Here is a 20793-nt window from a genome sequence, read left to right on the forward strand (position 1 = left end):
ACGCAAATTCCAACCCGTGACAGCCTTTTTTAAAGCACATGGAAAATCCCGACGACATCCTTATAGGAGCGGTCATACAGAGTGTTGATAAACAGCTCGTTCTGATGGATGAACTGCTTCAGCAGGTAGGAAATGATCTGAACGTTCTCTTTGCTTCCATTGCCCTGTTGATAAAAGATGTAGACGCTCGCTTTCGCCCGTTCCCACAGCATCGGCTTCTTGTTGACGAACACCTCGAAGACCGGCTGCGCGATCCGCAGCGCCAGCGGCGTGATCAGGATGATATTCTTTTCCTTCTCATAGCTGATGAAGCTGCTGCGCATCTTTAAATCATGGATGAAATGTTCATAATCGCCTATTTCATTCTGATACAGCTTGTAGATTGCGTCATAGACCTGCATCTGCGAGGTGAAGCTGCATTTGTGGAAGTTCTTTTCACGGAACAAGGTCCGCGCTTTCGCGTTGAAGCGCTGAATCAGAAATGTGGAAAGAGAATTGAGATCCGACTGGATGTGATTCAGGTTGCAGTCGATCAAGGCTCCGGCGTAATTCTCCGGCAGGATGTGTCTGTTGACGTCTGTAAGCAGCGCGTCATAAGCGTCAAGCTCATGATTGAACAATTCCGTATATTCCAACACGTCAATGGATTGGATATAGCGCCCATACTGCATGCGTATTCGATCGGACAGATTTTCGCTGTAATACCGACCATGCCGGGAAACGACCGCAAATTTCATTTTGTTATAATAAGTGTTATTTTTAAATAGCGCGGAATTGAAGATGTAATAGGCATCCACTAAATCGACCTCCTGCAGATACACGCCGTGTTTCACCTTGTAAAACAAAGCGAACAGCGAGCTGATATCCGCGGATAACAGGCCGATTTTTGTCGAACCGGGAAGCTTCTCGGAATCGGAAGTGAAATCAAACTCTTTTTTCAAATTCAAGCCGTACAGATAACAGGCAAAATCCCGATAAAAAATCGTGTCGAATATGCCGTCGACTTCGTAATATTTGGCAATAAAATCGACAACCTCCTGGACTTCCTCCTGAATTGCGTGCCGGTCTGCGTCAGGAATCCAATCCGGCTGTCTTATCGTCATACAACAGGCGATCAGCGCGGCAAAAGATAAAATGTCAGTTTCGCTTACGCCTTCCTGAAAATAAACTGGAAGCTGAGCGTAGATTGCCTGGGCAGCTGGATAAACCGGCAGCGAATGCAGCCGCTGGATCTGGGAGGGGGGTCAAGTGAAGATCTTTGCTGAAAGGGGAGCGGGTTCTGGCAAGCAGAAGATACTGCGCCAGTTTGATAAAGTGGATGTTTGGAATGGTGATCGCCTGTTGAGCGCTGAAATAACGCAGCACGCAATCGCGGACTGCCGTGGGATAGTCGGTATGATTGAGAAACAGCGCGTTGAAAATACTGGTGCGGACAAGCTGCGGATTTTCATGAACGAAGACCTTATGCATAAAAATCAGGCAGATTCGTTTCGACCATTCGGTACCTTCAATATATAACCCGTAATTGCGTTTGTTTTTCAAGTCGAGATGGAATTGATCGAGGATCAGCTGTGTCGAATCCAGCGTGCGCAGCACGGTGCTTTTGGAACAATATAAACTGTTCATCAGTGAGTCAATCGTCGTATAGGATGAAGCTGTTAACAGCTTCATCGCAATCGTATATGCGGTAGAAAATTCAGAGTAGTTCAAGTAGCGAAACTGGCGGAATTCTTTCAGGATCTGCGCTAAAAATGGCTGTGCCTGTTCCGGCCGGACCATCGTTAAACAATAACCGGAGGCAATCTTGGTGTCGATGAAGCAGCCATGTCCGCGGAGATAATCGTTGATCAAATCAATTTCCTTGCGGATCGTGTTGATCGAAACGTTGCATATTTTACTGAGTTCTTCGCTGCTGATGTAATCATGACAGGCCGCGATTTGCTGCAAAAGTGTTTTTCCAAGTTCGTTTAGCATCATTATTTCTCCTGAACTTCATTATAAAGGATTTTCAGGATTATTGCATGTGCATGGTGAGCAGACGGGTTATTATGGCCGTTTCGTGGTTTCGTTTGTTTCCGATTCTCCTGATCGTATTTCCAAGAACGCAGGGATCAGGAAGTGAATTTTTGAACAGCTGCAGGCTCTGCAAAATAAAAATGACGAGGCATATCGCAAATGGATTCATGTCCGGAGCGCGGCGCTTTTTCTCAAACTTCAATTTGATCCTGCTGCTGTAAAGTCTGACAAGGATGGATCTAAGCCATTTAGACAATGAAGCAAAATAGTCTTTTTACAAACAACGCCGTAAAATTTTACTGCGCCCATCGAAGAAACATTGCAGATCTTACTTCCTTTCACTCACCGCTGGCATCATTGCCGCAAAAGAAGAGGTGTTGTAAGATTTTATCTTCTGATTGTTATAACATTGTTTTCCCCGAGGCATGTTACTATAACACATTCCGGATGAGTTTGGCAGAGGAAAGTCAGGAAGAAAGCAGGGACTTAAAATAAAACAAAAATCATAGGTCCAAGTGAGGAAAATGATTTTCGAGGCTGTGCTTAAAGCGCTAAATAACGGATTGTGCAGGGAGATCAAGGAAGTTATAATAAGTTTAGATGAAGAATCTGGGCATGGGAGAAACAGCTGATGATTGATATCCGGGACAGAACCGCTTGTCCAACTTTGGAAGAAATTGGAGAGTACGTCAAGAATCCCCTATTTATTCAATTTTGCGAAGACATTAAAAACAGATATAAGGGCAAAGAAAAAATAGAATTTAGTTCCTGCAGTTGGAAATTCGGTTGGAATGTTAAGTGGAGAAAGGCGGGAAAGAATCTATGTACGATCTATCCTGAAAAAGGATATTTTTCCGTTTTAATCGTTATTGGACAAAAAGAGAAAGAAGCGGTTGAGGCTGTTCTGGAAGAATGTACCGCAGAATTAAGAGAGCTTTATTATCAGACGCAAATGGGGAATGGACAAAAATGGCTGATGATCGATTTAGAGGAGAAATCAAAAATGTATGCCGATATATTTCATTTGCTTGATATTCGCAAAGGCAGATGATTTCGGTTCAGTTGGACCAGCCCTGCATCTGGGAATTGAAATATAAATGGAAAAGAGGCAGATGAAAAGGCTGTCGAAAAGTATGGGGCAATTATATCGGCGGCACAGACGACAGTTTGACTTTGCTGGATTATCTCATTGGAAAGCAGAAAGATGAAATTTCATTAAGTGAAATCTTGGCGGATACAGGTCTGGATTAGCTGAATTGGAACTTCCAAATTACGGAATGGCCGCTTGAATTGAAAGACGAAGACGGTCTGGAACATGAATTTGATTTTTCGATCAGCCTTATAACCGATCTGGCCGCTCTTTTGTTGGAGTGTCAGGTTAATGGCAATGTGCCTTTAGGGCTAATTCAAAACAATGCGGATGACTGTACAATTCGAATTATTTCCACTTCCAAGGAAAAAGCTTGTATGAACAAAACACTGGCTGATTTGTCGAAGGACCCGCTGGCTCATGATCTCTATGAAATGGTTCCAGAGGAAGAAATGAAGGAAATAGCTCGCGACTGCGAAAATCTGCGTAAGGAATTATTTGGGTAAGCGGCCAGTCAGAATGAAAGGATGAAGAAAAGATCTGATTGAAGAACTTGCCGAGGTTTTGATGGATTTTAACGATGTTCTTCGATGTTATGGTATCTCTTCGGAAGAATTAAATCGGCTTATATCACAAAGTTTGAAAAAAATATGAAGCGTGGGTAAGCAAACCTCAGAAAAGAGAACCGGGCTCTCTAAAAGCAAGGTAACTGCTACACTACGGCATAGAAAGGAATGGAATTCGATGAAGACTGAAGAAGAATCCGGATGGGTTGAGAAAATTAACAAGATCTCAGGAAAAGAAGCTTTCATTCAATTTCTTGAAGACCTGTCTTTAGATTATCAACAACATCTTGAAGCATGGGAAAATACGACAATCCCTGACTATTTGCAACAAATGGCAAGCTGGATAGAAGACGATTCAGCCAGTCCCACCAAGAATATAGTCTGGGCGGAAGTGGATTTTCAGGTTTTGGCTAAAATTCTCTATATGGGAAAGCTCTATGAATAAAAGCTTTGCCCGGATTTCATCCTTCTCAATACGTTGGTTTCAAAAACATAATCAATTTGAAGCTGACGGACTGCAGCGAATCAATTCATTCGCTGTTTTTTATGGAAAAGAATGCGGCGAAGCGCTCAGTGTTCCGGAGGTCTTTTCTAGTTCAAAGCTCAGCTCATTGTTGAGTCGGAAAAGCAAAAGGAACGTTTTAAAATTGAGTTCAGTGGAAATCAGTTTCCGGATGTTTTAGCAGAAACCCAAACATGAACGCTTATCCGGATCCCATAAAAAAAGCGCCGCCGTTTATGGCTTTGCGCTTTACGAATTCAGTTCAGGCATGCTTTGCATTATAATCAAGACACCAGTTGATCGCATCCGCTGCGGATTCTACGATGTGCCCGGCGATGCGCTGCAGCTTGGGACTGCCGCTTTGCATCGCGAAGGTATGTCCCGCCCCGGCAAACATTTCCGCATCGTTCTGAGCGTCGCCGATCACCGCGATTTCCTCCGCTTTCAGCTTATATGCGGTCTTCAGATAGTCGATAAAGACACCTTTATGCGCCGCTCCGTTTCCAATTTCCAGAAGCTGTTTTCCGCTCTGAGTGACAAAGCATTGTCCCTGCAGCCGTTCACGCAGCCGCAGAAGGGCCGCAAGACAGACTTCCGGCGAAGGCAGCGTCAGCGACAGCTTGCCGGCGAGAATCCCGCGGTCATCGTTGAGGAACTCATCCAGTGTAAAATCCATGACCTGACCGATTCCAAGCTCAGCGCATTCCTTTCGGTAACGCTGCGCCGTTGGATGAAGAGGATCCGCAAAGATCCGTTCGGAATTCATGCCCTGAACCTGAATCATAGTCCATTGCGGAAACTCGCCGTCAAGGATGGCGACGATTTCGCGAAGCTGGCGGACCTGCAGCGGATCAGTGACGACGAACTGTCCCTGATCATAACAAACGGCGCCGTTAAATCCCGCGGCCCGGATGGCGCGAAACCCATATTTTTCTAACAAATGAATACCGTAGCCGATCATCCGTCCGCTGGCAACGCAAAACTCGATCCCCTGACGCTGAAGTGCTTTCAGCGCCGCTTCATTGGCCGGACATAAATCAAAGACCGTTTCTCCATGCCCTTCAAATAATGTGCCGTCAAGATCGCTGACAATCCATTTAATCATAATCGCTCCTTCTCCCCCCCCCTGTTTTTTTTCTCTTTGCTTCTTATTTTACTCTGAAATCGGGCCTGAACGGAAGTTGAGATTTCCGCTTATCCGTCGCCGTTTCCGCTTCAGTATGCAGCTTATTCATCTTCATCATCATACTGCGGGAACTGATAATCGTTCATGCAGACGACCGCTTCTCTGCCGACGTCGGCCAGCGCTTTGATCTCAGCCTCCGTTGCATTTTCATCCAGGCAGGTCAGCTGCAGCAACATGGGAAAATTCATTCCGGTAAACAGATAAGTGTTCGGCCGGGAAAGGTAGGGCAGAGCCAGCTGATTGACGCTGCCGCCCAGAATATCGGTGCACAGGATGACCTGATCGTCGTCGTTAACACTTGCCCAGAACGATTCCAGTTCCGCCTTGGGATCACAATCGTCAACATAAGCACTGATCGCTGTGATCTGGTCGATATTGGCTGTGAAAATACTTAAGGTGTTCAGGAGGCCCTTCGCCATCCCGCCGTGACTTAAGAGTACAATTTTACGCATCATTCTTCCTTCTTTCTTTCATTTTTTCAGTTTTATGAGCTGAAGCCCGCAAGGCAGCGCAGCCGCAGCTCGCCGATGCCGGTTTGGGGTCTGGATCCGATGAAGACCGATGATCGGAAATGAATGAAAATCATTTACCGGAAGCTGCTTCCCAGCGTCAGCACCGCGAAATGATATTCCAGAATTACATCCATCAGATGCTCATAATCCGGATTTTTAACCAGTTCGTCGATCACAAGCCGGTCGTGAAACACCGTTTCCAACAGATGCGGCACGTATTCATTTTCAAACCGTTCCGCATCCTTCGCGACCTGTCCGCGATCCCAATACACGATGATCTGCGCTTTATGCAGGCTGTGATTCCAGGGGATCGGCCGTTTCAGGACAAAGACGCCGATGATGACGTTGGCGGTGTGAGAATGCAGGCCGCTGAGAATGACGACGTTATCCCGCGGCTGTGACGCCATGATCTCCTCGCAGGTACGCAAGTCCTCTTCTAACGCCTGAGGGCTGTCCAACAGAACCGGCTTCAGCGATTCACTGATTTTTTTCAGACAGGCGTCCTCGCTGGCCGCCTCTACCCCGGTAAAGATCAACTCTGGCCGCAGATCACTGCGAATCTTGAAATTGCTGTGATGATTGCCGTTGACGAATAAGGAACGGATCTTGCGCTTGGTGCTTTCATCAAAGAACAGATCCAGCTGGAAAACCGTCAGCGACTTGGGAAGAAACGTTAATTCTTCAGGACTGTAAGAGGTAAATAACAATTCATACAGGCTTAAGTCAGCGTCTTTTAATTCATACAATTCCAAAACGTCGATCTGTTCCATGAACCGGCCGAAATTGCGCATCAATCGTTCCGCGATTCCGCGGCCGACACTTTTGTCGATGTTGGATACGCAGCAGGCGCGGATCTTTTTAAACTTCCATGGGAAGCGGCCGAAGACCGGGTGGATTACCAGCGCCAGCCGCGTGATTTCCTCCGCGCTGATTTCGATTTCATACTTCTCATGCAGATACACCATCGCCTGCATCGCCATTTTCCGCGACATCAGCGAGCTTTCCACCTGCACCTCGCTGGCAAACTGCGTCGTGCGCAGATGATAGCGGGAACGGGTAAACAAACCGTCAAGGTGCAGCGCGATGTCGTCGACCAGCTTGATATCCTTGTTGATCGAGCTGAACTGATTGGTCTGCGCCAGATGCTGAACGAGATCGAATGCGATATCCTTGCTTTCCAGAAACCCGTCGCGAAACATTTCGTCCGGACTCAGCGCGATCCGGAAACCGACGAAACCGATTGCCAGTAAAATGATATCTTCACGGATAAAGGTGCATTGAAGTAATTCGGCGCACTGGTTCAGCACCAGCTTGGCGACGTAATACGAATTCCGGTTCGTGAACCGGATAATGGTCGATTCAGGATAGTCCAGCGGATGACCGTTCTTGCTGCGGACGGCGGAGATCAGAATCAGCCGGCTCAGGGAAGCCAGACTGGAGACCGACAGGTTGTAGCTGATGAACATTTCCTGCAGCGACCGGATGATCCGCTCAATCCGCTGCTGAATCTGCGGATCAAATCGGTAAAGCCGGCCATATTCTTCCGGTTGGGCCAGGTGCAGTGAGGTCGTGGAATAATTGCCGTATTCATAATTCAGGCACAGCCGGAGATCATGTTCCCGGCCGCTGATTTTCATTCCGTGGCGGCTTTTGGAAACGATCTTTAAATCGAACAGCTTCAGGATTTCACGAGCCCGGTTCAGAATCTGTTTGACACTGGTCAGGTTCATGAAAAGCAGATCTTCCAGCTCCTCAATGCGGGTGTAATCCTGCCGGCAGAGCAGCGTGCGGATAATGAAATGCGCGCGGTCAACCTGAATCGGATTGAGGATATGCTGCGAAGGGCGAACGGATGTGTTCTGCATAAACTGCTCGAAGCGTTCCCGATCTTCAATGATCAGCCAGTACCCGCTGCCCGTTTTGGAGGCGATCGCCGCACCCTGATCGCTCAGCGCAAGATTCAGCTGGCTGAGGTTTTTACGGATTGTCTTGCTGGAAACGCCCAGACTGTTGGCAAGAAATTGGGAACTGACGGGTTCCTTAGTCCGGTTCAGCCGGTCGAGCAGCTGTATTTGAATCGGAAGCAGTTTTTCCTTCATCCGTTCACCTCCTGTTGTTCAATCAATCCAGTTCAAGGACTTCCAGCTGCGCATGCGCTGCGGCCCAGGTCTTTATGGCATCCAGGGCGGCCGGGTCGTAGACCAGAAAATCAACGTAACTATGCGCGTTGCCCAGCGCGGCGTTGATCAACATCCCGCTTTGTCCCTCGCTCAATATCCGGCTGACTTCTTTTTCCACCTGTTCCCGATGCGCGATCTTTTCCTTTTTCGCCAGCGCAGGCGCCTCGTTGACGACAACGCTGCAATAGCCTGCCTGACACGCACGGACAAGGTTTGTTGATCCTTGTTTTTCAGTCGCTTCGCCTTCTTCGTTTAACAGCGGCAGGCAGAAGCTGATGCCTTCGATGATATCCTGCCGCAGCTGCAGCTTCTTTGTCCGGCGGGTGTAATTCTCAGCGATAAAGACGATATCGCGAGGATCAATCCAGCCACGTTTTTCCCATTCTTCATGCAGCACGGCTTCCAATTCGAGCAGCGACACCCGTTTTTTCCCCCGGCTTGTCAGCTTCCCGACCCCGTCCAGAAACTGAAGGGAGCCAAGATAAGCTTCGACCACAATTTCCCCCAACGCGTCAGAAAGCATCATATATAATATCATGAAGCAGTCTTCCTCACGGAGGTCTTTAAATTTCGGATGTTTTTCGACTTTGAGGTTCAGCCGGTGACGCTTGTTGTCCAGCGTGGGGATAACCTGAATTTCTTCTGGTCTCCAGGTCCGGCCGTTGTATGTGAAATTGCCTTTGAGCGCCGGGTGGCTGGCGTCGAAACACCAGCGGGATTTCAGACTGTCAGGCAGCCGGGAACAAAAATAATAGGCCAGAATCCTGCGCACCGGATCCAGCGTCGTTGTCAGTTCCAGATGAATTTCCCGGCTGTTCTGCGGTTGGAACAATCGGAATGCAAAGCCGGGCAGCACCCGTTCCATCATTTGCAGCAGCTCCGGGTTCACCTCTTCAAATCGCCCCTGGCCGATCAGGCGTTCAAAGCGGTCATGCTTCTGGACGAATTCGTCCATAAATTGTGCAACGTTTTCTTTTAATCGAATCATCGGGTTCTCCTTTAAGAAAGGAAGCACGCAAGAGTCCTGCGTGCTTCCTGTTCATCCTGATTTTGCGGCTCAGGCAAGAATGCCGATCGCCGAAAGAACGATGGCGGCCACCAGCACGATGACGATCATCTTGCCGGACGTCATGCTCTTGCGGCCTAACCCCCAGTAGATCAGGGCGACGGTGACCACGTTGCCGAAATGCGGAATGATCGAATCCAACAGATCGTTGACCGGCTGGACGACTTCGCCATAGCTCATCGTAATGCCGAATTTGACGTTGACGGTCGAAGCGACCAGCGCGCCGACAACGGACAGGCCGAGTACAGACGCCGCTTCCGTGATGTGCTGCAGCTGCGCGCTGCGGGTGGTGACGAAGGTAACGCCTTGTTCATAGGCGACGAAGAACAATTTGTAGAAGGCAAACCAGATGACCAGCTGAATCACTTCGGCGATGACCCAGCCGACAATGCTGCCTTCCAACGCCATATACGCGGCAATCGCGCCCAGGATTGTCATAAACATGATCCAGATGATCGCATCGCCGATGCCGGCCAGCGGTCCCATCAGCGCGGTCCGCATTTCAACGGCCTGTTTGGTTGCGTCCGGATCCTTCGTGGATTCGATCGCGATGCATGCGCCGAGGATGATGTTGCCCATCCACGGATGTGTATTATAGAATTTGAAATGATCCTTGTACTTTTCCGCTAACAGATCGGCGTCGCCGTCATAGATCTTTTCCATCGCCGGATGGATGGAGTAGACCCAGCCGCCCGACTGCATCGTTTCATAGTTAAACGGCGACTGACGTGTGAAAATATAACGGTTTAAGCAGCGCCGGAGATCTTTTTTGGTTAATACATTACTCATCGTAGTTCCCTCCGTTTCCGGCCGCTGCGGCGGTATTGCCCTTTTCCAAGCCTTTATAGACCATGTAGGCGGCGACGAACGCGAACATTGAAATCGCGACCATCGACAGTCCCAGGTAGGAGGCGGCGGCGAAGCCGAAGATCATAAAGACGCCGTATTCGCGGATCGGCAGATATTTCATCAGGATCGCGAAGCCCACGGCCGGAAGCATCCCGGCGGCGGTATTCAGGCCCTTGGTCAGCCAGACTGGCATGTTCGCCAACAGGGTGGTAATAATCCCGGAGCCGACGGTCATAACCAGTAAGATCGGCAGCGTGTAGAGCGTAGCGCGGAAAATATTCCAGCCGTGCGCCCAGATACCCATTTTATCGAACTGGTGTTTTTCAACGCAGTCCATCTGTTTGTGAATGAAGAAGGAACCGCACATTTTCGCAAGGATATCAAACTGCGTGCCTAAGGTCGCAACCGGAATTCCGGTCGCCAGGCCCGCTTCGACCCCGCCGCCGGTCGCAATCGCGAAGACGGTACCGACGACAGTACCCATCGCGTAATCCGGAACGGAGGATCCGCCGTAACCGCCGACCCCCAGACCCATTAAGCATAACGTGCCGCCGACGGTCAGGCCGGTCGCAACGTCGCCCATGATCAAGCCGGTAACGAAGCCATGCAGAACCGCCACGCCGTAGCTGAAAAGCTGAACGCTCATTCCGATCACGGTGAATCCCCACATCCACGCGCAGACCAGAATGATTTGAATTGGAGTAAACATTTCTCTCATCCTTTCTTAATCCAGTTTATTGATTGAGTTGTAAATGAAACCGAGATAAATTGAAGCTAAGAGTCCAGAACTTCCTTGCAGACTTTTACCGGATCGTCGGTGCGGAATTGACAGGTGATCTGAATTCCGGCATCGCGCATTTCGCGAAGCATCGCTTTTTCTTCGGCGTTGACCCGCACGGTTTTGTCAAGGATCAATGTTTCCCCGGTATTCTGGGTGACGTTGCCGAGATTGACCCGGGCAAATTGGACGCCGGCCTTATATAAGGCGTAAACATCCTGAATTTCACGACCGACAATAAACACGCGCTGATCGGCGTAATTGCCGTTTTTAATGTTGCCCGCGGCTTTTTCCGGAGCTAAGACCGACAGGCTGACGCCGGCCGGCACGGACATTTTCAGCGTGCTGCGAATCACCTGATTGTTGGAAGCATCTTCATTCACAACCATGACCCGGGTGCAGTGATTCTCTGGAATCCACATGGTAGCGACGATACCGTGAACCATCCGGTCGTCGACACGGACGTCTACAATACCGCTGCTCTGTAGATATTCGTTCATAAATAATCTCCTTTCGTATCAATCAAATATGCATATTTATCTGATAGGTTAATTATAAACGCTTACATTTTCTAATTATAGGATATCAAGTTCCACTAGGATTTAGCCTTTTCCAAGCTTGTTTTTAAGCGTCTGATGCCAAATAATGGAAAACATTTCCATTCGGACAGAAAAGTTCCGCACCGTTGTGATCTTGGACTGATCAAGCGGCAAATTGCGGGAAAACGGATGGCGGAATGTGTCGTTTCCCTGAAAAGGGGGAAGCGGGATATCGTTCCTTTTTGTCGAAGTTGTCGGGAAAGTCAGTCCGCGCACTTTGTCATGGATGTTCAGAGACCATGAAAATCTGAGGGTGAGCGTATCGGGATATCCATGCGCTATCCGTTCATCGCAAGCCGCAAGAAGCTGCAAAGGCGGAAGACTGCGATTTTGCGGCAGAAACAAGCTCACGGCAGCACTGCGCGGTCGATTCGGTTTCATGGATAACAGGGTCAGAAGCACAAGGGGAAATCCCTCCAGCAGTGTTTCAAAAAGGATGACGGCGGCGATCAAACGGGCTAGTCTTTGGAAGAGACTTACAAAGAGACTCTTACAAAGAGACTTATAAAGAGACTTACAAAGAGACTTACAAAGACACTAAAAAGGCGCAGGAATGGAATCGGGATCAACGAAAACGGCAAGATCCAGAACAAAAAAGTTCCGGAAGGACACCGGGATGGGATCCTTTCAGAACTTGATTGTCAGGAAGCGTCAGGGAAAAAGAAATCAGAACAGATTCTGGATCAGTCTGGCGACGTATTCCTCGGCCTGTCCGCGCAGAAGTCGGGTGGAGATGCCGTCGTGACCACCGTTAAACTCGCTCGCTTCAACGACATAGGTGCTGCAGCCATTGGCGTAACCCCAGACTAAGCAGAGTTTGGCGTTGGAGCTGCGCTTGATCTGACGGCCGAAGGCGCTGGCCAGCTCACAGGGAACGATCACCAGCTCCAGATCACCTAACCGCAGGATTGTACTGTTGAGGCAGACGTGCACATGATCCTGAGCCAACTTGCGCCGGGTACCGGAAATTTCCGAAAGCAGCCATTTGCGGGCGTCGAATTCCGTGGCGAAAGAAAGCTGCCGCTCAAGCTTTGCCAGCGCCTCCGTCAGCGCTTCTTTATCAGTATCATAGTCGACTTCAAAGCCGACTTCATGGTATCGGACCGGCGTCAGGCACAGGGAGGCGCCGTCATGGAAACCAGCGATATGCGCCGCAATCCCGGAGGTCACGCGCTTCAGTTCGTTAAAATCATTGCCATGCCGGTACAGCCGGTTGGACAGATCGCCCGCATTGCCGTTGCTCATGAGCGGAACGACGCCCAGATACGGCGCTAATTCCCGCCGGACATTCCCCAGCATATCGGCGCTTAATCGGGTTTCCAGCGGATTCATGATGGTGGAGTGGCACGACATGTTGACGAAGGCCGCGACGGTCTTGCCGTTTTCATCGCGGAATTCCAGAACGGTGATGACTTCGTCGCCCGGTTTATCCAACCCGTTGCGGTTGCCATAGAATCCTTTAACTTCACCCTGACGCACGACGACATCGCTAAAGGGCACGAAGTGTTTCGCGGCGTCCAGCACCGCTTCAATCGTTTTATCCAGCACTTCGTCTTCATATTGAGCTTCCGCTTCGGTTTTGGTTCCCGTCATTGCGGAAAGTCCGAAATAAGGCCCAGTGTGGGTATGGGTGACGCTGAAGATGGTCAGGGCCGGATCAATACCCAATAATTCATGGACGGTCGCCTGAACACGGCGGGCAAAGTCAAAGCCGACGCCGATCACATCGGCATTGATGAAGCAACATTTTGTATCTTCAAGATTGAGAAGCAGGACATGAACTTCCAATTCATCGTGGACGCCGGTGGAACTTTCCGTCCGCATTGCGTGGCCGGCGATTGGCACAGAGCCGGCAGGGGTGATGGCGCGGGAACTTTTTGCGACTTCTAACATGATTTTTTTTCCTCCTTGAACTAACGGAGATCTCCGTTGGTTTTTCTGATTGGAACTCTGATGATGACTTCGCCGGTCAATCGTAACTCTGCCGATCAGGGGCAATTATTTTTTATAACCGGGATTTTATGAATCAATTCTTATCGGGAGCGTCAGCGAAGGGCTTCTCAACAGAGCTGAAGGATTGCGGAACATTTCTGTTTTGTAAGAAATAATGGTATGAAGGCGCAGCGATCAGCGCAGGGCCGCGATTTCATTGAGAATTTCAGCGACGATTTCCTCAGTTGTGCCTTCCGGGATGGATCCCGCAGCGCTTTCAAATGATCGCCCATATTCGGCGCGGTCGACCAGATAACCGACGGAATAATTGGAATATCCCCAGACGATCGGACACACGGCGGCCATCGCCTGTTTCATTTCCAAACCGAAGCGAGAAAACAGCTCGGCCGGGATCGTCAGGATAAATAAATCATTCATTTTATATAACGTGTATTCCAAGTCGAAATCCGTTTCCTCTTCCCCTGTCTGATGGCAAAGAACCGCCAGACTGGAGGTATAAACTTTCTTTTCATCGAAGGTCTTCGCTTCGGCAATTCTTTTTTCCACCTCCGCGATCAAGGCTTTCTGCTTCTGCGGATCTTTTCTGAACGTGCGTTGGAATCGCCCAGTTCGCATCGTTACCGGCGCGAGGTTCAGCGACGTTCGCTCCGGATGGGCGTCCCATTGCGCCATGATCGCCTCGCTGATTCGCTGCAATTCATGAAAATCGTTACCCTGGCGGTATAACCGGTTGGACATATCGCCGGCCGCGCCCTGCATCACTAAAGGATACACGCCCCAGCGCTGCTGCAGAGAACGCGCCAGACTGCCGGCCAGATCGCCGCTGACAAAACAATTCTGCGGTCCTAACACCGTCGGATGGCAGGTGAAGCTGAGAATGCCGCCGACAATCCGCTCGCCAGATCGGAATTCAATCGTCGTCAGGTTTTTATCCGCCGGCTTGTCCTTACCGTTGCGGTTGCCGTAACACCCTTCAATCTGGAGGGTGGACGCATAAGCCTGAACTTCCTCAAAGCCCTTTTCAAAGCATTGGGCAACTGCTTTGAGAATCTGAGACTGGACGAATTCCATATATCCGGGAATCCCGGCTTTTTCCGTTCCGAAAAACGGGGAGACCGAATCATATTCCGGTCCGGAATGGGTGTGGGTGAAGCTGATCGTGATCGCTTCTTTCGCCACGGAATACTGATGGGAAAGCTCGGCGCGAAGGTGATCACTGGCGGTTTTGCTGAAGCCGGCCAGATCGACGGTGACCCAGATCAGGGTCGTTTCTTCGATCTTTAAGACGAGGGCGGTAGCCCAGAGATCGTCCGCGACGCCGGTGGCTTTTTCTGTTCGGATCGCATGGCCGAGAAGATAACATGGGAAAAACGGACCTTCCGGCGTGATGCGGGTGCGGCTGCTGCTGATCTGCATTTCTTTTCCTCCTTTAACCAGGCAAAACAGCGGCGCTGCAGCTTCTGTTTTAATCCTGTTTGTTATCCAAATTATAAGCATTTTAAAAATCGGATGAAATACACTTTAATTCCAGAAGCTTACGGACCTGAAGCGATGGTCTTGTTCTGAAATGGGAAGGAGTATCGGATGAAAACGCCAGATTTCGGCGGACTTTCTAACGAATGGATGAGTTCTGAAAACGAACATCGTTGAAATCAAATCAGGAAAATGCCGTACTCCCCTTCGATTCCTTTCAGGGGATGATGAAAATTTCTAATTTCATGGTCATGATGAATTACTTATTGAAATTTTAGTCGAACAGATCCTTGTTAAAATAAGCCTGTTTATGGGAGGTGTTTCATTTGTGACACAAGTGATAAAAAAAGGCCAAGTCGGAATGAACCTGACGGAAGGTTCCATTCTGCGCTGCCTGTTGATTTTTGCGATTCCGATCGTGCTGACCAATCTGGTCCAGCAGCTGTATTCGATGGTCGATCTGGCGGTCATCGGTCAGTATGTCGGCACGCTGGGAACGATCGGCGTCAATACCGGCGGCGAGATCGCCGATCTGGTTGCGCCGGTTGCGATGGGGTTTTCCACAGCGGGGCAGATTTACATTTCCCAGCTGTTCGGGGCTGGGGAAGAGGGGAAGATCAAGAAAACCGTCGGTACGTTGCTGAGCTTCATGATTCTCATTTCAATCGTGCTGGCAATCGTGGCGATTTTCTTTCATACACCGATTCTGAATCTGATCAACTGTCCGAAGGAAGCGATGGATCAGGCGAGCGCCTACATGGTGATCACGGCAATCGGATTTCCGTTTATCTTCGGTTATTATGCCGTCTGCGGAATCTTGCGGGGGATGGGTGAATCCAAGCGTCCGCTGATTTTCATTATCGTAGCGGCGGCGATCAATATCATTCTGGATCTTGTACTGGTCGCGGGCTTCCACATGGAAGCGGCCGGGACGGCCATCGCGACCGTGCTAGCCCAGATCGGATCGTTCGGCGCGGCGTTGATTTTCATGCTCAGAAACCGGGAAAAGTTTGATTTTGAAGCCAAGCTGTCCTATTTTAAACTGGATGGCGAAGTCATGAAAATTATTATTAAGCTCGGTATTCCGCAAGTAGTGCGCAGTCTGTTAGTCCGGTTCTCCATGTTGTGGGTCAATTCGACGGCCAATTCCTACGGCGTCATCGTTTCCAGCACTAACTCCATCGGCAACAAGCTGCAGAAGTTCCTGGAAGTCTTCGTTCAGGGCGTCGATACCGCATCCGCTTCAATGGTGGGGCAGAATCTGGGGGCGCATCAGGTGGAAAGGGCTGGCAAAACGACGATCTATACGCTGGGCTGCACGTTAGTCTGCGCGACGGTGACCAGTCTGTTATGCCTGTTCTGTCCAAAGGTGATCTTCGGTCTGTTTACTAAGGATCCGCTAGTGCTGGATCTGGGCGTGACCTTCTTACGCATCTTCATCCTGCATTTCTTCGTTTCCGCGGTGATCGGAGCGTTTCAGGCCATGGTTACCGGCTGCGGTTTCGTCGAGCTGGGATTTGCGATCGGTATCCTTGACGGCGTTGTCTGCAAGATCGGTCTCAGCCTGATCTTCGTCAATCTCTTCCAGATGGATTATCAGGGCTTGTGGTGGGGCGTCGCCTGTTCGCGGATTATTCCATGTCTGATCTGTATCGGCTATTACTGCAGCGGGAAGTGGAAAACCCGGAAACTGCTGACATCCGGTTCCTGAAGGGAACGATCAAGCGGTCAATCCGGGATCGGCGAATGAACCTCCCTTTCTAAACCGATCCCGGTTCCGACTGACTTGACAGGCAAAGGAATTGAAGAAGAATTCTAGAAGAAAAAAGGAAAATCAGAGAAAAATATGGAAGGCGCGGTCTGTAACAAAACAGCCCGCCTTTTTTCCTGGCTTTTAGAATTCGGCGGAGGCGGGATGAGGTTAGCGGCGTTAATCTTAACTTTTCCTGTTCGCAAGTGTCAGATCCTACAAGAAAAAAGGAAGGAAACGGCGTACAATAAAGCCAGAAGAAAAAAGGGGGAAGTCCATGCCATCGACACAGGAACAGCGGCATGTCTACTATGACCGCGATTTGGAAATCGAAGCGTACAATCTGGGCGGGATTGTTCAGAAGTTTCCCAATCATTTTCATGAATTTTATGTCCTTGGTTTTATCGAAGGGGGAAAACGGCATCTGTGGTGCCGGGGCGAGGAATATGACGTGAGTGCCGGGGATCTGATTCTGTTCAATCCGCGGGATAACCATTACTGCGCGCCGATCAACGGCGAGATTCTGGATTACCGGGCAGTGAACATCAATCCGGACGTTATGCGCAAAGCCGTCAGGGAAATTACCGGACACGATCAGCTGCCGCGGTTTACGCGGAATGTCGTGCCGCAAAGTGAAATCGCCGCACTGATCGGGGATTTGTACGACGCAATCTTAAGCCGTGCGCCGAAGCTGAAAAAAGCCGAAGCTTTTTACTTTCTGATCGAACAGGTGCTGCAGGAGTGTGCGGTGGATTATGATCAAAGTCCAATTCCGCAGCCCAATCCGCTGATTCAGGCGTTATGCCAATATATTGAGGAACACTTTGCGGAGAATATCACACTGGAAGAACTGGCCGCTCGGGCCGGGTTTGGCAAGTCGTATCTGCTGCGCTGTTTTACCCAGCAGATTGGCGTGTCTCCGTACCGCTATTTGCAGACCATCCGGATTGATCGGGCAAAGAAACTGTTGGAACAAGGCGCAGCGCCGGTGGAGGCGGCAGGAATGACGGGATTTGCGGACCAGAGTCACTTCACTAATTATTTTAAAGAGTTTATCGGTCTGACACCGAAGCAGTATCAGCGGATTTTTACCCCGCCGCAGGAAAGCGCAAAAACGGATGAGGAATAACAAATCGCTGCGGTCAGGTCAGGCTGCGGCGCTGGTGACAATTTTAATCTGGGGCACGACGTTCATTTCCACTAAGGTCCTGCTGAACACGCTCTCCCCGGTGGAAATTCTGTTTTTACGGTTTGGCATCGGCTATCTGGCTTTGTGGCTGGCCGCTCCGCGAAGGCTGCGGTTAACAGAGGGGCGGCAGGAAGGCTTATTCGCATTGGCTGGACTGTGCGGCGTTACCTTGTATTATGGCTTTGAAAATCTGGCGCTGAGCGCAACCCGGGCATCGAACGTCGGCGTGATCATTTCCATCGCACCCTTCTTCACCGTTCTGTTCAGCAGTGCTTTCTTAAAAGAGAAACGGCCGGGCCTGCGGTTTTTTCTGGGCTTTGTGATCGCGATGGCGGGCATCATGTTGATCAGCTTCCATCAGGATGCGGTTGAGCTTCATCCTTTAGGCGATGGGCTGGCGGTGATCGCCGCGATGATCTGGGCGGTCTATTGCTTGTTAAGCCGGCGAATTTCCGAGCTGGGCTATAACGTGCTGTTAGCGACGCGAAGAACCTTTTTTTATGGCTTACTCTTCATGCTTCCGTTAGTTTACACACAATTCCCAATCCGGATCCAGACGATTCTCAGCCCGGAGGTCCTGTTCAATTTAGTCTTTTTAGGGCTGGGCGCTTCCGCGCTGTGCTTTGTCACCTGGAATCTGGCAGTCGGGATTTTGGGCTCGGTGAAGACCAGCGTTACCATTTATATCGTCCCGGTGATCACCGCGGTGGCTTCGGCTCTGGTTCTTCATGAACCGCTGACGGCGAAGGTGATCCTGGGGCTGGCTTTAACGCTGGGCGGCCTGGTGCTGTCGCAGAATACCAATCAGGAAAAGGAGAAAGAAGAAAACTATGGAACACTCGAATGAAAAATGCGTGATGGTGATCAATGCAGAATTGCCCTTGGGCTTAATCGCAAACACTGCCGGAATTTTAGGCGTCACCTTAGGCAAGCTGGCGCCGCAGATCGTCGGCGAAGATGTTGTCGATCAAAGCGGAAATTCCCATCGGGGCGTCGTCGCAATCCCGATTCCGATTCTCAGCGTATCCAGGGAGAAGCTGAAAATGATTCGTGAACAGCTGTATCAGCCGGAGTTCTCCGACCTGATCGTCGTCGATTTCTCCGACGTCGCCCAGAGCTGCAAGAACTATCCGGAATACATTGAAAAGGCCGCGGCGGTAACCGAAGAAGAGATCACATACTTTGGCATCGGAATTTACGGTTCGAAAAAACGCGTCAACAAGCTGACGGGCGATCTGCCGCTGCTGCGCTGAGCCGCGTTTTGTCACAATCAGAAATGGGGCTGCTGGCAAGGAACGGGGAAATAACCGGGCCTTGCCTTTTTCTATCCGTTTTTTCGCAAGGACCAAAGAAGCTCCGGCTGAAATCATGAATAATCCAGGAAATCACAAGACATTTTAATGCTTTTGCGTCCGCTTCGTGGTATATTATTGATGTGAAAACAGGAGGAAATATCATGAACAGAAAACCTTTAGTTCTTGTTGTCATGGACGGCGTCGGATTAACCGATAAGGACAACGGCAATGCGGTCAAGCATGCCTACACTCCAAACCTGGACGCCTTGATGGCAACCTGCCCAAATACGAAAATCAAAGCGCACGGGACCGCGGTCGGTCTGCCGAGCGACGCCGATATGGGAAACTCTGAAGTCGGTCATAACGCGTTAGGCTGCGGCCAGATTTACAGCCAGGGCGCGAAGCTGGTCAACGAGTCGATTGAAACCGGCGCGATCTATACTTCGGATACCTGGAAAGAACTGATCGCCAACGCCAAGGGTCACACGCTGCATTTCTTAGGTCTGTTGTCGGACGGCAACGTCCATTCGCATATTGATCATCTGAAGGCGATGATCCGCGAAGCGAAGAAGGAAGGCGTGGAACGGGTCCGCCTGCACGTCCTGCTGGACGGCCGCGATGTTCCGGAAACCTCGGCGTTAATCTATGTTGAAGAAATTGAAAACCTGTTGGCGGAGCTGAGCGACGGCACCTTCGATGCGAAGATTGCCAGCGGCGGCGGACGCATGGTCATTACGATGGACCGTTACGAAGCCAACTGGAATATGGTCGAAAAGGGCTGGCATATCCATGTCCTGGGCGAAGGCCGTCAGTTTGCTTCGACCAAGGAAGCGATTGAAACCTATCGCGATGAGCTGCATTGTTCCGATCAGGATCTGCCGGGCTTTGTCATCGCAGAAAATGGCCAGCCGGTCGGTACAATCGAAGATGGCGACAGCGTGATCCTGTTCAACTTCCGCGGCGACCGTGCGATTGAAATCTCCAAAGCGTTTGAAATGGCGAACTTCGACGCGTTTGACCGCGTGCGCTTCCCGAAGGTGGTTTACGCAGGCATGCTTCAGTATGACGGCGATCTGCACATCCCGGAAAAATTCCTGGTTACCCCGCCGCACATCACCAACACGTTATCTGAATATCTGGTAAAGAAAGGCATTCGTTCCTACGCGATCTCGGAAACGCAGAAATTCGGTCACGTCACGTATTTCTGGAATGGCAACCGTTCTGAGAAATTCGATGAAAAGCTGGAAACCTGGGTTGAAATCCCTTCCGACGTCGTTCCATTTGAGCAGCGGCCTTGGATGAAGGGCGCGGAAATCAGTGACGAATTGATCAAAGCGATTGAATCCGGCGACTATGACTTCTACCGCGTTAATTATCCGAACGGCGACATGGTAGGGCATACGGGCAACTATGAAGCGACGATCATCGGTATGGAAACCGTCGATCTGTGCCTGAAGCGGCTGATGGATGCCTGCGATAAAGCCGGGGCGATCATGATCGTTACCGCCGACCACGGCAATGCCGACGAGATGGAAGAAAAGAAGAAGAATCCGGAAGACAAGGCGAAACCGAAGACTTCGCATACGCTCAATCCGGTTCCGTTCATCATCCGCGGGGCGGACGTCGAATTGAAAGACGGCGAGTTCGGCTTAAGCAACGTTGCGGCAACGGCAGTCGAGCTGATGGGTCTGGAAGTTCCGGAAGGCTGGAACGAAAGCATGCTGGCAAAGAAATAAAAAAGTGTTCCGCAAAATAAACAATCCCTCTGAGTTGTGGTATCATAAACTCA

The 20793-nt window shown here is 50.1% G+C and carries 19 protein-coding genes and 1 pseudogene; 8 read left to right on the forward strand and 12 right to left on the reverse strand.

Going from position 1 to position 20793, the window contains the following annotated elements; all coding sequences use genetic code 11:
* Positions 1–29: 29 nt before the first annotated feature.
* Positions 30–1103 carry a hypothetical protein gene (locus tag BQ7364_RS18420; protein ID WP_072685238.1) on the reverse strand — a complete coding sequence of 358 codons (1074 nt, stop codon included), beginning with the start codon at positions 1101–1103 and terminating at the stop codon, positions 30–32.
* Positions 1104–1137: 34 nt separating this feature from the next.
* Positions 1138–1974, reverse strand: coding sequence for a helix-turn-helix domain-containing protein (locus BQ7364_RS18425; RefSeq protein WP_072685239.1), 837 nt, complete (start codon positions 1972–1974; stop codon positions 1138–1140).
* Positions 1975–2647: 673 nt separating this feature from the next.
* Here BQ7364_RS18425 and BQ7364_RS13710 point away from each other — a divergent pair.
* The 3 genes and pseudogenes from BQ7364_RS13710 to BQ7364_RS13720 all read left to right on the forward strand — a co-directional run bounded on the left by BQ7364_RS13710 (position 2648) and on the right by BQ7364_RS13720 (position 4117).
* A complete protein-coding gene (locus tag BQ7364_RS13710) occupies positions 2648–3067 on the forward strand; it encodes a DUF3788 domain-containing protein (RefSeq protein ID WP_072685240.1) in 420 nt (139 codons plus the stop codon).
* A gap of 89 nt (positions 3068–3156) precedes the next feature.
* Positions 3157–3612, forward strand: a pseudogene (locus BQ7364_RS13715) (imm68 putative immunity domain-containing protein); the annotation flags it as partial.
* 238 nt (positions 3613–3850) lie between these two features.
* A complete protein-coding gene (locus BQ7364_RS13720; RefSeq protein WP_083538611.1) occupies positions 3851–4117 on the forward strand; it encodes a DUF7660 family protein in 267 nt (88 codons plus the stop codon).
* Between the two features lie 319 nt (positions 4118–4436).
* Here the strand turns inward: BQ7364_RS13720 and BQ7364_RS13725 are convergent, their stop codons facing one another.
* The 10 genes from BQ7364_RS13725 to BQ7364_RS13770 all read right to left on the reverse strand — a co-directional run bounded on the left by BQ7364_RS13725 (position 4437) and on the right by BQ7364_RS13770 (position 14713).
* A complete protein-coding gene (locus BQ7364_RS13725; RefSeq protein ID WP_072685241.1) occupies positions 4437–5279 on the reverse strand; it encodes an HAD hydrolase family protein in 843 nt (280 codons plus the stop codon).
* A 122-nt stretch (positions 5280–5401) separates the two neighbouring features.
* Positions 5402–5812: a PTS sugar transporter subunit IIA gene (locus tag BQ7364_RS13730; protein ID WP_072685242.1), complete on the reverse strand. Its 411-nt coding sequence runs from the start codon at positions 5810–5812 to the stop codon at positions 5402–5404.
* Between the two features lie 134 nt (positions 5813–5946).
* Positions 5947–7971 (reverse strand): BglG family transcription antiterminator, encoded by a 2025-nt coding sequence (locus tag BQ7364_RS13735; RefSeq protein ID WP_072685243.1) that lies wholly within the window; start codon positions 7969–7971, stop codon positions 5947–5949.
* 22 nt (positions 7972–7993) lie between these two features.
* Entirely contained in the window at positions 7994–9040 is a 1047-nt protein-coding gene (locus BQ7364_RS13740; RefSeq protein WP_072685244.1) for a hypothetical protein, read from the reverse strand.
* Positions 9041–9109: 69 nt separating this feature from the next.
* Positions 9110–9907, reverse strand: coding sequence for a PTS system mannose/fructose/sorbose family transporter subunit IID (locus BQ7364_RS13745; protein WP_072685245.1), 798 nt, complete (start codon positions 9905–9907; stop codon positions 9110–9112).
* A complete protein-coding gene (locus BQ7364_RS13750) occupies positions 9900–10676 on the reverse strand; it encodes a PTS mannose/fructose/sorbose/N-acetylgalactosamine transporter subunit IIC (RefSeq protein WP_072685246.1) in 777 nt (258 codons plus the stop codon). The genes BQ7364_RS13745 and BQ7364_RS13750 overlap by 8 nt, the downstream gene beginning before the upstream one ends.
* A 65-nt stretch (positions 10677–10741) precedes the next feature.
* A complete protein-coding gene (locus tag BQ7364_RS13755) occupies positions 10742–11245 on the reverse strand; it encodes a PTS sugar transporter subunit IIB (RefSeq protein ID WP_072685247.1) in 504 nt (167 codons plus the stop codon).
* Positions 11246–11347: 102 nt separating this feature from the next.
* A complete protein-coding gene (locus BQ7364_RS13760; RefSeq protein WP_072685248.1) occupies positions 11348–11797 on the reverse strand; it encodes a hypothetical protein in 450 nt (149 codons plus the stop codon).
* A gap of 213 nt (positions 11798–12010) precedes the next feature.
* A complete protein-coding gene (locus BQ7364_RS13765; protein ID WP_072685249.1) occupies positions 12011–13237 on the reverse strand; it encodes a hypothetical protein in 1227 nt (408 codons plus the stop codon).
* A gap of 234 nt (positions 13238–13471) precedes the next feature.
* Complete coding sequence (locus BQ7364_RS13770) at positions 13472–14713, reverse strand: neutral/alkaline non-lysosomal ceramidase N-terminal domain-containing protein (RefSeq protein WP_072685250.1); 1242 nt, start codon at positions 14711–14713, stop codon at positions 13472–13474.
* A gap of 385 nt (positions 14714–15098) precedes the next feature.
* Between BQ7364_RS13770 and BQ7364_RS13775 the strand changes: the two genes are divergently transcribed.
* From BQ7364_RS13775 to gpmI, 5 genes are all read left to right on the forward strand, one after another.
* Positions 15099–16481: an MATE family efflux transporter gene (locus BQ7364_RS13775; protein WP_072685251.1), complete on the forward strand. Its 1383-nt coding sequence runs from the start codon at positions 15099–15101 to the stop codon at positions 16479–16481.
* Positions 16482–16797: 316 nt separating this feature from the next.
* Positions 16798–17649 (forward strand): AraC family ligand binding domain-containing protein, encoded by an 852-nt coding sequence (locus tag BQ7364_RS13780; protein WP_072685252.1) that lies wholly within the window; start codon positions 16798–16800, stop codon positions 17647–17649.
* Positions 17639–18556: a DMT family transporter gene (locus BQ7364_RS13785; protein ID WP_072685253.1), complete on the forward strand. Its 918-nt coding sequence runs from the start codon at positions 17639–17641 to the stop codon at positions 18554–18556. Before BQ7364_RS13780 ends, BQ7364_RS13785 begins: the two co-directional genes overlap by 11 nt.
* Positions 18540–18962 carry a DUF2000 domain-containing protein gene (locus tag BQ7364_RS13790; protein WP_072685254.1) on the forward strand — a complete coding sequence of 141 codons (423 nt, stop codon included), beginning with the start codon at positions 18540–18542 and terminating at the stop codon, positions 18960–18962. Before BQ7364_RS13785 ends, BQ7364_RS13790 begins: the two co-directional genes overlap by 17 nt.
* Before the next feature lie 203 nt (positions 18963–19165).
* Entirely contained in the window at positions 19166–20740 is a 1575-nt protein-coding gene (gene gpmI, locus BQ7364_RS13795) for a 2,3-bisphosphoglycerate-independent phosphoglycerate mutase (protein WP_072685255.1), read from the forward strand.
* Positions 20741–20793: the final 53 nt, after the last annotated feature.

The sequence above is a fragment of the Holdemania sp. Marseille-P2844 genome (assembly GCF_900120005.1).
In the GTDB taxonomy this organism is placed as follows: Bacteria; Bacillota_I; Bacilli_A; order Erysipelotrichales; family Erysipelotrichaceae; genus Holdemania.